General features: G+C 59.3%; 14 protein-coding genes. 6 read left to right on the top strand and 8 right to left on the bottom strand.

Features of this window, described 5'->3' with window-relative positions; all coding sequences use genetic code 11:
- Positions 1 to 9: 9 nt before the first annotated feature.
- Positions 10 to 684, bottom strand: coding sequence for a tRNA (adenosine(37)-N6)-threonylcarbamoyltransferase complex dimerization subunit type 1 TsaB (tsaB, locus tag ADG881_RS00845; protein ID WP_007150850.1), 675 nt, complete (start codon positions 682 to 684; stop codon positions 10 to 12).
- A complete protein-coding gene (locus ADG881_RS00840; RefSeq protein ID WP_083787501.1) occupies positions 681 to 2,543 on the bottom strand; it encodes an ATP-dependent DNA helicase in 1,863 nt (620 codons plus the stop codon). Before ADG881_RS00840 ends, tsaB begins: the two co-directional genes overlap by 4 nt.
- Positions 2,544 to 2,756: 213 nt before the next feature.
- Between ADG881_RS00840 and ADG881_RS17175 the strand changes: the two genes are divergently transcribed.
- Positions 2,757 to 3,302, top strand: a complete 546-nt coding sequence (locus tag ADG881_RS17175; protein ID WP_007149153.1) for a molybdenum cofactor guanylyltransferase — start codon at positions 2,757 to 2,759, stop codon at positions 3,300 to 3,302.
- A gap of 94 nt (positions 3,303 to 3,396) precedes the next feature.
- Here ADG881_RS17175 and ADG881_RS00830 read toward each other — a convergent pair whose 3' ends face one another.
- The 4 genes from ADG881_RS00830 to ADG881_RS00815 form a co-directional block, all read right to left on the bottom strand.
- Complete coding sequence (locus tag ADG881_RS00830; RefSeq protein WP_007150082.1) at positions 3,397 to 3,783, bottom strand: SCP2 sterol-binding domain-containing protein; 387 nt, start codon at positions 3,781 to 3,783, stop codon at positions 3,397 to 3,399.
- Positions 3,784 to 4,008: 225 nt separating this feature from the next.
- On the bottom strand, positions 4,009 to 5,295 hold the full coding sequence (locus tag ADG881_RS00825; RefSeq protein WP_007149892.1) for an ammonium transporter: 1,287 nt from the start codon (positions 5,293 to 5,295) through the stop codon (positions 4,009 to 4,011).
- Positions 5,296 to 5,306: 11 nt separating this feature from the next.
- Positions 5,307 to 5,645 carry a P-II family nitrogen regulator gene (locus ADG881_RS00820; RefSeq protein WP_007149270.1) on the bottom strand — a complete coding sequence of 113 codons (339 nt, stop codon included), beginning with the start codon at positions 5,643 to 5,645 and terminating at the stop codon, positions 5,307 to 5,309.
- Positions 5,646 to 6,003: 358 nt separating this feature from the next.
- Positions 6,004 to 6,873, bottom strand: coding sequence for a tetratricopeptide repeat protein (locus tag ADG881_RS00815; RefSeq protein WP_007150250.1), 870 nt, complete (start codon positions 6,871 to 6,873; stop codon positions 6,004 to 6,006).
- A gap of 209 nt (positions 6,874 to 7,082) precedes the next feature.
- Here ADG881_RS00815 and ADG881_RS00810 point away from each other — a divergent pair, with 209 nt between their 5' ends.
- From ADG881_RS00810 to minE, 4 genes are all read left to right on the top strand, one after another.
- Complete coding sequence (locus ADG881_RS00810; RefSeq protein WP_007148888.1) at positions 7,083 to 9,539, top strand: acyl-CoA dehydrogenase; 2,457 nt, start codon at positions 7,083 to 7,085, stop codon at positions 9,537 to 9,539.
- Between the two features lie 338 nt (positions 9,540 to 9,877).
- The gene (minC, locus tag ADG881_RS00805; RefSeq protein WP_007151293.1) at positions 9,878 to 10,609 is read left to right on the top strand and encodes a septum site-determining protein MinC; all 732 of its coding nucleotides are present in this window, start codon (positions 9,878 to 9,880) and stop codon (positions 10,607 to 10,609) included.
- Positions 10,610 to 10,642: 33 nt separating this feature from the next.
- Positions 10,643 to 11,458, top strand: a complete 816-nt coding sequence (minD, locus tag ADG881_RS00800) for a septum site-determining protein MinD (RefSeq protein ID WP_039925873.1) — start codon at positions 10,643 to 10,645, stop codon at positions 11,456 to 11,458.
- A 3-nt stretch (positions 11,459 to 11,461) separates the two neighbouring features.
- On the top strand, positions 11,462 to 11,713 hold the full coding sequence (minE, locus tag ADG881_RS00795; protein WP_007150134.1) for a cell division topological specificity factor MinE: 252 nt from the start codon (positions 11,462 to 11,464) through the stop codon (positions 11,711 to 11,713).
- 101 nt (positions 11,714 to 11,814) lie between these two features.
- On the opposite strand, the gene ADG881_RS00790 is transcribed toward minE, so the two are convergent.
- Both ADG881_RS00790 and ADG881_RS00785 read right to left on the bottom strand, forming a co-directional pair.
- Positions 11,815 to 12,123 (bottom strand): antibiotic biosynthesis monooxygenase, encoded by a 309-nt coding sequence (locus ADG881_RS00790; protein WP_039925871.1) that lies wholly within the window; start codon positions 12,121 to 12,123, stop codon positions 11,815 to 11,817.
- Positions 12,123 to 12,884 (bottom strand): zinc-dependent peptidase, encoded by a 762-nt coding sequence (locus tag ADG881_RS00785; protein WP_007151037.1) that lies wholly within the window; start codon positions 12,882 to 12,884, stop codon positions 12,123 to 12,125. The genes ADG881_RS00790 and ADG881_RS00785 overlap by 1 nt, the downstream gene beginning before the upstream one ends.
- 140 nt (positions 12,885 to 13,024) lie before the next feature.
- On the opposite strand from ADG881_RS00785, the gene ADG881_RS00780 reads away from it, so the two are divergent.
- Positions 13,025 to 13,990: a DMT family transporter gene (locus ADG881_RS00780; protein ID WP_007149600.1), complete on the top strand. Its 966-nt coding sequence runs from the start codon at positions 13,025 to 13,027 to the stop codon at positions 13,988 to 13,990.
- The last annotated feature ends 10 nt before the right edge of the window (positions 13,991 to 14,000 follow it).

The raw sequence follows: 14,000 nt of genomic DNA, 5'->3' as shown, positions 1-14,000 counted from the left end.
CCCAGTTGATCATCGTACAGCTCCCTGAATCACTTGGTCTCGCAAATAGACTGGCTGCGCCTGTTCCGCACTGACACCCTCTCCGCGTTCGAATGCTGATAATGCCAGCTGGGCCACCGCTTTCGCATGGGGGTGTGCGTCAATAACGCAGCGGCTTGCGCCATAGGCCGCCACCAGCGCATCCTGATAGACCAGCCCGGAACCGATAATCATCCAGTCCGCCGACGGCAGATCCGGCAAGGCATCGGGGTTAAACAGGCCATCGTTGAGAACGGCACTGGCCGCGCCGTCCTCACACTCATAGGCGCCCAGGTACACCTCGCCCATACGTGCGTCGAAACAGGCAATCACATGGGAATGCGCCTGTATCGCCTGCGCACTGAGTGCGCAGGCCGCCAGGGTGGAAATCCCCACCACCGGCAGGTCCGCCGAAAACGCCAGACCCTGAGTCACCGCCGCAGCCACGCGCACGCCCGTGAACGCGCCCGGGCCATGGCCGAACGCAATGCCATCAAGATCCTTCAACCGCACCCCGGCATCGGCCAGCAGCCCTTCGACCATTGGCAGCACCAGCTCGGTCTGTCGCCGTGGCGCGTGTTCAAAGCGTTCGATCACATTGCCATCGTCCAGCAATGCCACCGAGCAGGTTTCGCCTGCGGTTTCCAGTGCGAGTATGCGCGTCATGATTCCATCTTTTCCGCTTCCAGGCCCTGCCGGGCCAGATAATCAAAAAACCGTTGCACCACGTCCAGCTTACGGGTGCGGGTCATGTTGGGCAGGCTGTTGACGAACAACTTGCCATAACTGCGCGTTAACAATCGCGGGTCCGCCACCACCAATAAACCGGTGTCTTTCGGATCACGAATCAGCCGCCCGGCCCCCTGACGCAAGGCCAGCACCGCCTGGGGAAGTTGGTAATCGCGGAACGCATTACCGCCGTTGCGGTTAATGTGTTCGATACGCGCGGCGGCCACAGGGTCGCCGGGGGAGCCAAACGGCAGTTTATCAATGATCACACAGCTAAGGGCTTCACCGCGGACATCAATGCCCTCCCAGAAGCTGCTGGTGCCCAACAACACGGCATTGCCCTTCTCCCGGAAGGCCTCCAGCAGCTCACGCCGACCGGACTCGCCCTGCACCAGCAAAGGGAAATCAATTTTCTGGCGCAGGATGCCGGCGGCTTCGCGTAATGCTCTGTGACTCGTAAACAGGAAAAAAGTGCGGCCCTTGGCTGCATTAATGACCGGCACCATGGCGTTGGTGAGTTGCGCGGTGTACTCGCGGTCGTTGGGCGCCGGCAGGCCTTCCGGGGCATAGAAGACCGCCTGGCGTTTGAAATCGAAGGGGCTTTCCAGACGCAGGGTACGAGCAGAGTCCAGCCCCAGGCGGTGTTGAATATGTTCAAAGCGTCCGCCCACTGACAGGGTGGCGGAGGTAAGAATCCAGCTACAAGGATGACGTTCACGCTGGGCGCGCAACTGCGCGGCCACAGACAACGGCGTGCTGTGCAACACTACGGAACGTTTGAACGTCTCAAACCAGTACACCCGGTTGGGCTGGCCGCCTTTCAGGTAGGCCGCCAGGCAATCCACCTGCTCACTGGCCCGCCGGGAACAGGCGTCCATGCCTCTGCTCGCCTTGGCCAGCGGTCCGAGGAAGGCGTCCAGCTCCTGCAAGGCCTGCAGCAGGGTTTCCCCGGCTTCAACCACCGCCTTGTTATCGGCCACTTCCGTCCAGGGCTCACGGCGCTCACCGTCACCCAGGCTCAAACGCAAGTCCATGCCCCCTTTATCCACGGCGGCGACCAGGCGATTCAGCTCTGCCAGATCGGCAGCGGTATGCCCGGCTTCCGACAGGCTATCGCGGCCCAGTTCCTGAATCTGCCGGGTGCTCAGGGTATCCGCAAAAAACGCCGCGGCAATTTCGGGCAGTTGATGCGCCTCATCGAAAATCACCGTGTTGGCCGTGGGCAATAATTCAGAAGCCGCACCATTGCCACGCAAAGCCGCATCGGCAAAAAACAGATGGTGATTCACTACCACCAAATCCGCTTCCTGGGCCTCTTTGCGCGCCTTCATCAACGGGCATTCATTATAGCGAGGGCACTCCGTACCCAGACAATTGTCCGCAGTACTGGTGACCCAAGGCCACACGGGAGCATCTTCTGGAATCTGCTGTAGTTCGGCAATATCACCGGTGCGGGTGCGCCCAGCCCAGTGCGCCACAACCTGCATCTGCCCAACGGTTTCACGGGTCAGAAAACGGGCGTCTTCTTGATGCAATTCCAGCCGGTACGGGCATAGATAGTTGGCGCGACCTTTTAACAGCGCCACTTTTCTTGGCAAGTTCAGGGCTTTCTTGACCATGGGCAGGTCTTTGAAGAACAGCTGGTCCTGCAAGCTCTTGGTGCCAGTGGATACCAACGTCGGGCCTTCAGACAGCAGCGCAGGCACCAAGTAAGCCAGCGTCTTACCTGTGCCGGTTTCCGCTTCCACCAGCAAAGTGGCACCACTGCCAATCACGTCCTCCACCGCATCAGCCATTTCCAGCTGCGGTTCACGCGGCTGGTAGCCCGGGCAGGAGCGGCGCAAAGCGCGCTAAATCGGTAGATGATTACGGCGGTAGTCACATAATGTCCCTGAAACGTGTCTGCACTCGGGGCTGGCAAAAACAGGCTGTCAGCATCGCCCAACGCGCGCGCAGAGCATAGCCGATTCGCCCCGGAACCCAACGCGAGAGCACGACGAGAAGGCAATATGATCGACTATACTTTAATCATTCTGGCCGGCGGGCAGGGGCAACGCATGGGCGGTGCCGACAAGGGACTGGTGGAGGTGGATGGCAAGCCACTGGTCGCTCACATGCTCGATAATCTACTCCCCCGCCCCACCCGCATTGTGATCAGTGCCAATCGCAATGCTGACCGCTATCAAGCCTGGGCCGATCAGGTGGTCGCGGATCGGCGCGACGGTTTTCTTGGACCACTGGCCGGGTTGGAAGCCGCTCTGGGGGAAGCCCACGGCCTGTGCCTGTGCCTGCCCTGTGACCTGCTGACCCTGCCCACAGCCATGACTCAGGATTTGTTGGCGGCGGCGTCAATGGAGCATATTTGCGTTGCCCACGATCCGCTACGCCGACAACCGCTATGCATGGCCTTCTATGCCGAGCCTTGGCAAGACTCGCTCAGAGATTATCTGGATGCGGGCAAGCGCAGTGCGCACGGCTGGCTGGATCAGGTATGCGTTCAGCCGGTGGCCGTGGCCACGCCATTGCAGAATCTGAATCACACACGCGACGCGTAATCCATTCCACGCTACCGTTCAGCATGTTGCTGACATCACCTAAAACAACAATGCCCGCACAAGGCGGGCATTGTCATGGAACGAAAACGCGGTATTACGCGGTCACGTCCTGGATCTGCTTCATCAGGGCAACCTGATCAGCAGAAGGCTGTGCGGTTTGCAGAGCCATCAGCTTGCTCATGTCGCCTTCAATGCGGATCTGGCCGCTCATGAAGCCTTGCATGCCTGCAGACTGGTCACCTTCGATGAAGATGCGCTTGGCCAGGTCGGCCGGCAGGATCATGGTAGTCGGAGCGTCAGCGTGATGACCTTCTTCGATCATGCCGCCCACCAGAGCCAGCTCTTTGTCGCCACCGTCAGCATTAACAGTGATGTTGATTACCAGGTCAGCCAGTGCTGCCGGCGCTTCAACATTACCCGCGCCATCACGGATTTCTTTTACTTTTGCAAACCACTCGTCAGACAGAAATTCCAGGCTCATTCTTGTTTCTCCTTAAACCTATCGATATGACTTCGACGCCCCCTTTCACAGGGCTGGCACAGGCTTTATTGCTGCTAGCCAATTCAAACGAGCGTTCGAAACTTACCCGTACCTTATAGAAAGGCTCAGAGGGTGGCAATAGCCGCAGATGTGTCCTTATAGGACAAAAAAGCCCGGCAAAATGCCGGGCTTTTCGAGCGCCTTAAATCAGCTTCAAACAGACAATCAGAGGTCGTAGCCACGCTCTTCATGCAGGGCGATATCCAGCCCCTGTGTCTCTTCGTCGCCGGTCACACGCAATGGTGCAAACAGGCCTATCAGCTTGAGCAATACCCAGGTTACCAGTGCGGTATAGACAAAGGTGGCCACCACGCCCAGTGCCTGGACGCCCAGCTGATCCAGCATGGTGTACTCCGGCTTGGCAAAGCCGTAACCGGAGAACAGGCCCAGTTCCGTGGAAGCAAACACACCGGCAAGCAAGGTACCCAGGATGCCACCAATGCCGTGGACCGGGAAAACGTCCAGGGAATCGTCAATCTTCAGCTTGTGCTTGACGAAAATCACCATGTAGAAGCAGATGACACCAGCGGACAGGCCAATCACCAGGGCCGCAGCCGGGCTGACAAAGCCGGATGCCGGGGTAATTGTGCCCAGGCCCGCCACCATGCCGGTAGCAATGCCCAGGGCAGAAGGTTTGCCGAACTTTTTCCATTCCATGGCCATCCAGGCCAGCGAACCGGCGGCCGCAGAAATGTGTGTCACCAGCATGGCCATGGCCGCATCACCATTGGCCGCCAGGGCCGAACCACCATTGAAACCGAACCAGCCCACCCACAGCATGCCGGCACCGGTAACGGTCATGGTCATGTTGTGCGGCATCATGCCCTGGGTCGGGAAGCCTTTACGGTTGCCCAGCACCACGGCGGCCACCAGCGCTGCCACACCGGCAGTGATATGCACCACGGTACCACCGGCAAAGTCATACAGCCCCAGGTCAGCCAGCCAGCCGCCGCCCCAGACCCAGTGACACACCGGGATATACACCCCCAGTAGCCAGAGCACGGAAAACGCCAGCATCGGCCCGAAGCGCATGCGCTCGGCAAAAGCACCGACGATCAGGGCTGGCGTAATGATGGCAAAAGTCATCTGGAACAGCCCGTGCAGGCTTTTCGGCAAGGTGCCTTCCAGCGTCTCCCGGGTAATCCCGGAAAAAAACACATGGTCCAGGCCACCGATCCAGGCATTCATGCTGCCGCCATCGGAAAACGCCAGGGAATAACCGCAAATCAGCCACACCAGCGACACCGCGCAGGTAATGGCGAAACACTGCATCAAAACAGACAGAATGTTCTTGGCGCGCACCAGGCCGCCGTAGAACAGGCTCAAGCCCGGCAGCGTCATGAACAGCACCAGCGCGGTGGCGGTGAGAATCCAGGCACTGTCACCGGTATCCAGGCCATCGGCCAGCGCCAGCGAAGGCAACATCAACAATACAGCTATCAATTTTTTCATCGTCGGGCCCCTTAAATGGCTTCGCTGCCGGTTTCACCGGTACGGATGCGGATCACCTGCTCCAGGTCAGTCACGAAAATCTTGCCGTCACCGATCTTGCCGGTGCCGGCCGCTTTCATGATTGCCTCGATCGCCTGGTCCAGCTGCTCTTCACGGACCGCCAGCTCCAGCTTCACTTTGGGAACAAAATCCACCACGTACTCCGCCCCCCGATACAGTTCGGTGTGCCCTTTCTGGCGCCCAAACCCCTTTACTTCGGTAATCGTCATGCCCTGCACCCCGACCTGGGCCAGCGCATCGCGCACTTCTTCGGCCTTAAACGGCTTGACCACCGCAGTCAGCATTTTCATTCGGTATCTCCTCGTCCTCATGCACCAACACAACACGTGCCGGAAGTTTGCACCGACAAGGGGCATTCAAGAATCAGGCCACAAAATAGTGCACGCCATTTCAATCAGTTAGCACTGAATAGAATTCATGCCGCACCACAAAAGAACACTGCACTTTATTTGCGCACCACGGGTGAACACTATTGGCATCAAAGTGGCGCAGAGATCCGGCCTTACACAGGGAGGGAAAGCGAATCACGCACCAAAAAACAGCGGGCGAGCAGCGGCCCGGCAATCGCCGTCAGCACGGAAAAGCAGGCAGGATAGACACGGGCAACGGGGACATCCGCTGCCCGCGGGGAGGAAGTTGGAGGCAGGCTCAGTAGAGGTAGTTGAACATCTTGCGGCGATATTCACTGGCTAAAGGGTCGCCTTTGGGAAGGCATTCAAACACTTCCAGCAGCGCACTGCGGGCCACCCCGTCGCGGAAATCGCGATAATCACGCAGCAGCGTCAGCAGCGACTCAAGCCCCGCTTCGAACTGGCCCGCCGCGGCGGCCTGCAAGCCGTAGGCATAAAGATCTTCCGGGGTGGGCTTGTCGGCGATACGGGCGGACAGCTCCGCCAGACTTTGCCCGGTCCCTTCCAGCTTTTCCAGCAACGCGAAACGTGCCCGGAACGGGCGTAACGGTTCCGCATCTTCTGTCACTTGCGCCAGCACCGACTGGGCATCATCCAGGCGCCCTTCCCCCAACAGCAACTCCACCAGCAGGGCACGAATGGCATGCTTGTCCGGGCTCTGTTCCAGAGTCTGCCGTAGCGCACCTTCCGCCTGCTCCGTGTGGCCCGCCTCGATGGCCATGCGCACCTGCTCGATAAAACCTTCTTCTTGTTGCTGTTGCGCAGCTTCAGGGTCAACTACCGGTGCCAGCCACTGGCGCAGCGCGCCTTCCGTCTGGGCGCCATCCAGCTCACTGACCAATTGCCCCTGGTACACCAGTTTCAGGCTGGGCAGGCTGCGCACACCAAACTGGCTGGCCAGCATTTGCTGCTCATCTGCATTCACTTTCGCCAGCAGCACCTTGCCCTGGTATTCATTGACCAGCCGCTCCAGGATCGGCGCCATTTGCAAACAGGGCTGGCACCAGCTGGCCCAGAAATCCACGATCACCGGGATTTGCTGGGATTGCTCAAGAATTTGCTGAATATTCTGCTCGGTGGCTTCAATGATAGGGCTGTTCGGCTGCAACGCTATGCTCCTGAAAACGCATTCAAAGTGGCGCCAAGTGTAAGGCATCATCCAGATTAAATCCGGTTAAATCCTGTGCAACTTATGCCATCTGCGCGTTAGACTGAAAGACAGGTGTGCGGTTTGAAGTTCATGGCGACAGTTTCACGCCCTCTCCATGGCGGCACCCGCATGCTGGAAGGTATTCCACCCAGGCAAAGGAGATCACCATGCTTAGCCTATTGGCTATTGTGTTGTTAATTGCCACGCTGATGACCCTCTTCTATCAGCAAATCAGCCGAGGCATTGGCAGTGCCGTTTTCGTTATTGTGTGGCTGCTCTGCGGCTTCCTCGCTTCCTGGCTGTTCCATCCCATTTCCCTGATTCTGCTCGCCGCCGGCGTTACCGTGCTCAACCACGTGGACCTGCGCCAGAAGTTCATCACCAAACCGGTCTACAACGCGCTGGGCAAAGTCATGCCTGCCATTGGCGATACCGAACGCGAAGCCATCGAGGCGGGCACCACCTGGTTCGAAGCCGACCTGTTCTCCGGCCGTCCGGACTGGGAAAAATTCGCCCACATTCAATTCACCACGCTCACCGATGACGAACAGTCCTTCATTGATAACGAAGTGGTGCAATTGTGCGACATGCTTGATGAGTGGCAGATCTTCCACGAACTGCGAGACCTGCCCGAAGAGGTCTGGGACTTCCTCAAGCATAAGGGCTTCTTCAGCCTGATCATTCCCACTGAGTACGGCGGCAAGGCGTTCTCGCCCTATGCGCAAAGCCGCATCATGAGCAAGATTGCCACCCGCTCGCTCACCGCCGCCGTCACCGCCATGGTGCCCAACTCTCTCGGCCCAGGCGAACTGCTGGCGGAATACGGCACCCAGGAGCAGAAAGACCGCTGGTTGCCCGGCCTTGCCAAGGGTGACGAGATTCCCTGCTTTGGCCTTACCGGGCCGGAAGCCGGTTCCGATGCCGGCGCCATTCCCGATACCGGCGTCATCTGCAAAGGCAAGATCGACGGCAAGGAAGTGCTGGGCATGCGCCTGAACTTCGCCAAGCGCTGGATCACCCTGGCCCCGGTGGCCACGGTGGTCGGCCTTGCCTTCAAGCTTTATGACCCGGAAAAACTGCTGGGTGACACGGAAGAACTCGGTATTACCTGCGCACTGATTCCCGCCGATACCAAAGGCGTGGAGATCGGCCGCCGGCACTACCCCGGCTCCCCGTTCATGAACGGCCCCATCAACGGCAAGGATGTGTTCGTGCCTCTCGATGCCATCATCGGCGGTCCGGATATGGCAGGCCGTGGCTGGCGCATGCTGATTGAATGTCTCGGTGCCGGCCGCGGCGTCTCCCTGCCCGCGCTGGCCACCGCCAGTGGCGAAATGGGCTACCGCATGACCGGTGCCTTCGGTCGCATTCGTCGCCAGTTCAATACGGCAGTCGGCGAATTCGAGGGCGTACAGGAAGCGTCCGCCGATGTGGCGGCACTGGCCTACACCCTGGAAGCCTACCGCCATCTGGTGACCCGTTCGCTGGAAGACGGAGCGCCGTCCGTGGTTACCGCCATGGCCAAATACCATGCCACCGAAATGATGCGTGAGCTAATCAACCACGGTATGGATATCGCCGGTGGTCGCGGCATTCAGCTGGGCCCACGTAACTTCCTGGCCCTGCCCTATCAGTCCACCCCCATTGCCATCACCGTGGAAGGGGCCAACATCCTCACCCGCTCACTGATGATCTTCGGGCAGGGGGCCATGCGCTGTCATCCGTTCCTCTATGACGAACTGCAAGCCATCCAGGCGGAAGACAAGAAGCAGGGGCTACAGGACTTCGATGACCTGTTCTTCTCCCATGCAGGCCATACCCTGGGCAATATCAGCAGTGCCATCGTGCAGGCTCTGGCGGGCCCCTACCTGTCTGATGCCCCCGGCAATTCCGATGCGTTCAGTGCGCCCTGGTATCGTCTGGTCAGCCGCTACAGTGCGGTACTGGCCAGCGTCTCGGACATGGCCCTGGCGCTGCTGGGCGGCGATCTGAAGCGGCGCGAGCTGCTGTCTGCCCGCCTGGGTGATGTGCACAGCCAGCTGCTGATTGCCTGCGCCATTCTCAAGTACCACGCCACCCTGCCCCGCGATGAGGCCAACGATGCCCATGCGCACTATGCGCTGCGGCTGGCCTTCAGCCGGACCCACGACTCCCTGGAAGCGTTCTCGCGCAACTTCGGTTTCTTCGGCATCGGCCACGTGCTCAAGCGCCTGTTCTTCCCGCTGGGTCGCCCCTGCAAGGCGCAGGCACCCAGCGACGATCAGATACGCACTCTGGGGCAGATGATCATGGAACCCAGCTCGGTGCGTGATGCGCTGGCGGAACCCGCCTATATCTCCCAGGATCCGGAGGATTCCATCGGCCGCGTGGAAGCCACGTTCAACAAGCTGCTGGAAGTGGAACCCGGCTTCCTGGCGTATCTGAAAGCGGAAGGCAAAGGTCAGCTGGAAGGCAAGACCGTGCTGGAGAAACTGCAGGATGCGGCCCGCAAGGGCATCATCAACGAGAGCCAGGTAGACGCCATCAACGAGTACGACGCCATGCGTTACGACTGCCTGCTCACCGACGCCTTCGACAAGAACCTGAAAGAAGTGAAGGTCCACGCCGAACGGCCAATGATGTAAACCACCGGGGCGGGATGGTGTTCACCATTCCGCCCTTCCCTGCTTTTCCTCTCCCACCTGCTGTCTCCCTGCCCCCTGCGTGCGCCCAATGTTTGCGATGCACAAACATTAACCAGTACTCATTTTCACAAAAATGCAACGCTGCCGTTTTTACCCAAAACGCTGCTTTTTCCAGCAGTTAATCCCCTGCCCGCTCCATCTCACAGAGATTTAACATTCAGATCACCCTTTTGGCGCTTTTACGCATGGTCGCTTTCGTCTAGTCTTGCCCAAATTACGCCCCACTGGGCCCGGAGCGCCTTTTTGCCTCCCTTTGCCCCTCGGACAACAGGTCAGTAATGACAGCAGTCGTCGAAGAAAAAACCGCAATCGAATTCAAGGGCCGCATGCTGATGATGACGGTCCTCCAGTTGAAAAATCTGGATGCCAATGTCCTCCACCAGCAGGTGAGCCAGCGCCTGGAAGACGCCGCCCAGTGGCTACAGGAAGCCCCCGTGGTAATCGATGTAAGCCCGGAGCTGGATAGCGATCCAGTGGCGCTGATGGCCGCTGTGGATACGCTGCGCAGCCTGGGGGTCAATCTGGTTGCCCTGGCCCGCAGCGAGAACATTGATGCGGACACAGCAAGCATGCTGGGTCTGGGCACGTTGAGCCTGGCCGGCGGCCGTGATGTACCCCGCCGCGCCGAACCCGCACCGGCCACGGACGATGGTGCTGCGGACAGCAAGCCCGCTGCGCAGCAGGTTGAAACCATGGTCATCGACCAGCCAGTACGCTCCGGTCAGCAGGTCTACAGCCGTGGCGACCTGATCGTGCTCGCCCCGGTGAGCACCGGCGCGGAAATCATGGCCGACGGCAACATTCATGTGTACAGCAACCTGCGCGGTCGCGCCCTGGCCGGGGTTCGCGGCGATACCAGCGCACGTATTTTTTGCCAGCAACTGAATGCCGAACTGGTATCCATTGCCGGCCATTATCGGGTGGCCGAAGACCTGCCCGAGTCATACCGTAACCGGCCCGTGCATCTATACATGCAGGGCGAAGCGATGCATTTTACCGCGCTGAACTAGCGTGCATGAAACATGGAAGGTAAGGAGAAGAGCGTGACGAAGATCGTGGTCGTGACATCCGGCAAGGGTGGCGTCGGCAAAACCACCACCAGTGCAGCGCTGGCCACAGGCCTTGCCCTGCGCGGTTTTAAAACCACTGTGATTGATTTTGATGTAGGCCTGCGCAACCTGGACCTGATCATGGGGTGCGAACGTCGTGTGGTCTATGATCTGGTCAACGTGATCAGTGGCGATGCCAACATCAAGCAAGCGCTGATCAAGGACAAGAAGGTGGACAACCTGTTCATCCTCCCCGCCTCCCAGACCCGCGACAAGGACGCCCTCACCATTGAAGGCGTGGAAGGCGTGCTCAACGCCCTGCGTGATGACATGCAGATGGACTACATTATCTGCGACAGCCCCGCCGGTATCGAAAAAGGCGCCCTCATGGCCGCCTACTTCGCCGACGAGGCCGTGGTCGTCACCAACCCGGAAGTCTCCAGTGTACGGGACTCCGATCGCATCATCGGCATTCTGGCCAGCAAGACCCGCCACGCCGAACTGGGCGACGGGGACATCCCCTCCCGCCTGCTGCTGACCCGCTACTCCCCGGAACGGGTAGAGAACGGACAGATGCTATCGGTAGAAGACGTCCAGGAAATTCTCGCCATTGAACTGCTTGGCGTGGTCCCGGAATCCCAGGCGGTGCTCAATGCCAGTAACTCCGGCAGCCCGGTCATCCTGGATACGGATTCCGATGCCGGGCAGGCCTACAGCGATGCCGTTGCCCGCTTCCTGGGTGACCAGCTGCCGCACCGCTTTCTTACCACTAACAAGAAAGGTCTATTCGGCCGTCTGTTTGGAGGCTAACGGATGAGCATCTTCAGTTATCTGCTTCCTAAAAGGCAGAACACGGCATCTGTGGCAAAAGAACGCCTGCAGATCATTGTCGCCCGCGAACGCTCCACCCGCGGTGGCCCGGATTACCTGCCGCAGCTTCAGGAAGAACTGCTGCAAGTGGTGCGTAAATATGTCCCTGTGGACCAGGACGCCGTGAACGTCCAGATGGACCGGGAATCCGGCTGTGAAATTCTCGAACTGAATATCACCCTGCCGGAAGCCTGATTCCATGGCGATCGCCCCTGTTGCTGGCAACCACTGCAGCGCAGGGGCGACCTCTACCTCCCTGCCTCATCTCACTTCGGGCAAACCCACCTGCCCCCTTCTCACTGCGGTAACACCTGCCACTCCGGCTCGTCGTACTCACCGATCACGCTGACCTCAACCACTTTGGCGTGCTTTTCCAGAATCGCCTTGACCCTGGCGCTGCGGCTGTCGTCCTTGGCATCACGGTGTGCTTTGCTTTCCCAATGGGCGATGGCCAGTACTGTGTCCGGGTAGCCGATCTTGCGGTGTAAATAAGTACCTTTTGCTCCTTCGCTTTGCTGAATGATTTCGCTGGCCTCAACCCAACCCTTGGCATATTCCTCCACGCTAAAACCCGGCTTGACGCGTACCTCAAAAATAAATTTCATCATCGCTCTCCCTGTCGATAAAACTGTGCCAACAGGCGGTACAGAGCCGGCCAGTCCTTGTAGAGCTGATCCGGCCCTTCGAAAAAGGCCTCACTGCACACCGCAAAAAACTCACCCGGACCGGTCAGCGCATAAGCATCCACCGGCATGGGCCGGTGGTGCTGATAGTCGCTCAGCAACTCTTCCCAACACGCGGTGAAGGTTTCATGCCATTGTTTCGGGTTCATCCCGGTATGCAACGGCGGCCTGCCGTTGGCGCCATTGCGGCGCATATCCAGTTTGTGGGACATCTCGTGAATCACCACATTGCTGGCCCGGTTTTCCGGCGCGCAGGCATCACAGATCGCGTCCCAGGACAGAATCACCGGGCCCTGATGCCAGGCCTCGCCAGCCAGCACCGGCCCCTGGGCATGGACTACACCGTCTTCGCTCAGGTGTGGTCGATTGGGAATAAAGGCGCCTTCATACAAAATCACCGTGTACCAACCGTCATACCAATCCAGTCCCAGGTACAGAATGGGCACACAGGCCATGGTCGCCACTTTCAGGCACATGGCATCGGTGTAAGCGAACCCACCGCCCGAGGCGATGCTTTTTCGGGCCAGAAAACGCAGCGAGAGATCAAACAACGCATCCCGCTCTTCACCCGCGAACCGGGCCATTAACGGCCAGTCCGATACTGCGGCCTCCCACTCCTGCCGGGTATATCCCATCTTCCTGACCCGGCGAGCGTCCCGCCAGTTCTTCCAGGCTGCAAACATGCACTGCCCTCACGTGATTGCTTGGTCGTATTGTGATTACCGGTGTCTACTTTGACCATGATCGCGGCGTTTCACCAGTCGTTACCGGCCGGTACGCCTGTGCTACCATCGCCGCCTGTCTCTGCTGCGAATAGTGTTCAGTGTCTATCCACCAAGCTCATAAAGCTGACCTGCTGCTTCTGGTGGTCACGCTTCTGGCTGCCATCAGCTGGATGTTCTCCAAAGAAGCCGTGCTGGCCATGCCTCCCCTGCTATTCATGTCGCTGCGTTTCCTGCTGGCCGCAAGCCTGCTGGCCATGGCGGCGCACCGCCAGCTGCGCCGCCTGAGCGGCCAGCAACTGCTGCGTTGTGTCCGGGTCGGTACCGTTTTCGGCATTGCCATGAGCTGCTGGGTAATGGGCCTGGCCATGGGCGAGCACGTGGGGGAAGGCGCCTTTCTGACCAGCCTGGGAGTGGTGCTGGTGCCAGTGATAGGCCGGTTGATCTTTGCCGAGCCGGTGCCTGGCAGTACCTGGCTGGCACTGCCGGTGGCCGCTGCGGGGCTGGCCCTGCTGTCCTTGGATCAGGGACTGCACCTGGAAGCCGGGCAGTTATTTTTTGTGGCCGCCGCCACCATTTTTGCGCTCTATTTCAATCTCAATACCCGCGCCGCCAATACCCTCTCCACGCAGGGCATGAATGGCGAGTGTATTGAACACCCACGCGTCCCTGCCCTGGCGCTGACCACGGTAGTGCTCGCCGTGGTGGGCATACTAACCGGGGTGTTGTCCGCCATTTTTGAACCCTGGCAAAGTGTTGCGGCCAACGCCACACCCATACTGGCCCTGTGGGTGGTACTCAGTGCCACGGTAGGCACCGCCCTGCGTTTTCTGGTACAAACCTATGCGCAAAGCCTGTCACTGCACAGCCATGGTGTTGTCATTATGGTGCTGGAACCCATGTGGACCGCACTGATGGCAGCCGCCTGGTTCGGTGAACAGATGACACTGCTGCAACTGGCAGGCTGCGCGCTGATCTTTCTGTCGCTTCTGGTCAATCGCTGGCGAGCTGTACGCAGCCTCCTCAAGGTTTTCCTGAGCCGGCTTTTTGTTTCAACCCCAAAGTAAAAGGAGTTCC

This window comes from Alcanivorax sp. DG881, from assembly GCF_000155615.1.
Taxonomy (GTDB): domain Bacteria; phylum Pseudomonadota; class Gammaproteobacteria; order Pseudomonadales; family Alcanivoracaceae; genus Alcanivorax.
Note: the sequence above shows the minus strand (reverse complement) of the source record. Positions and strands in the feature narration are given on the sequence as shown.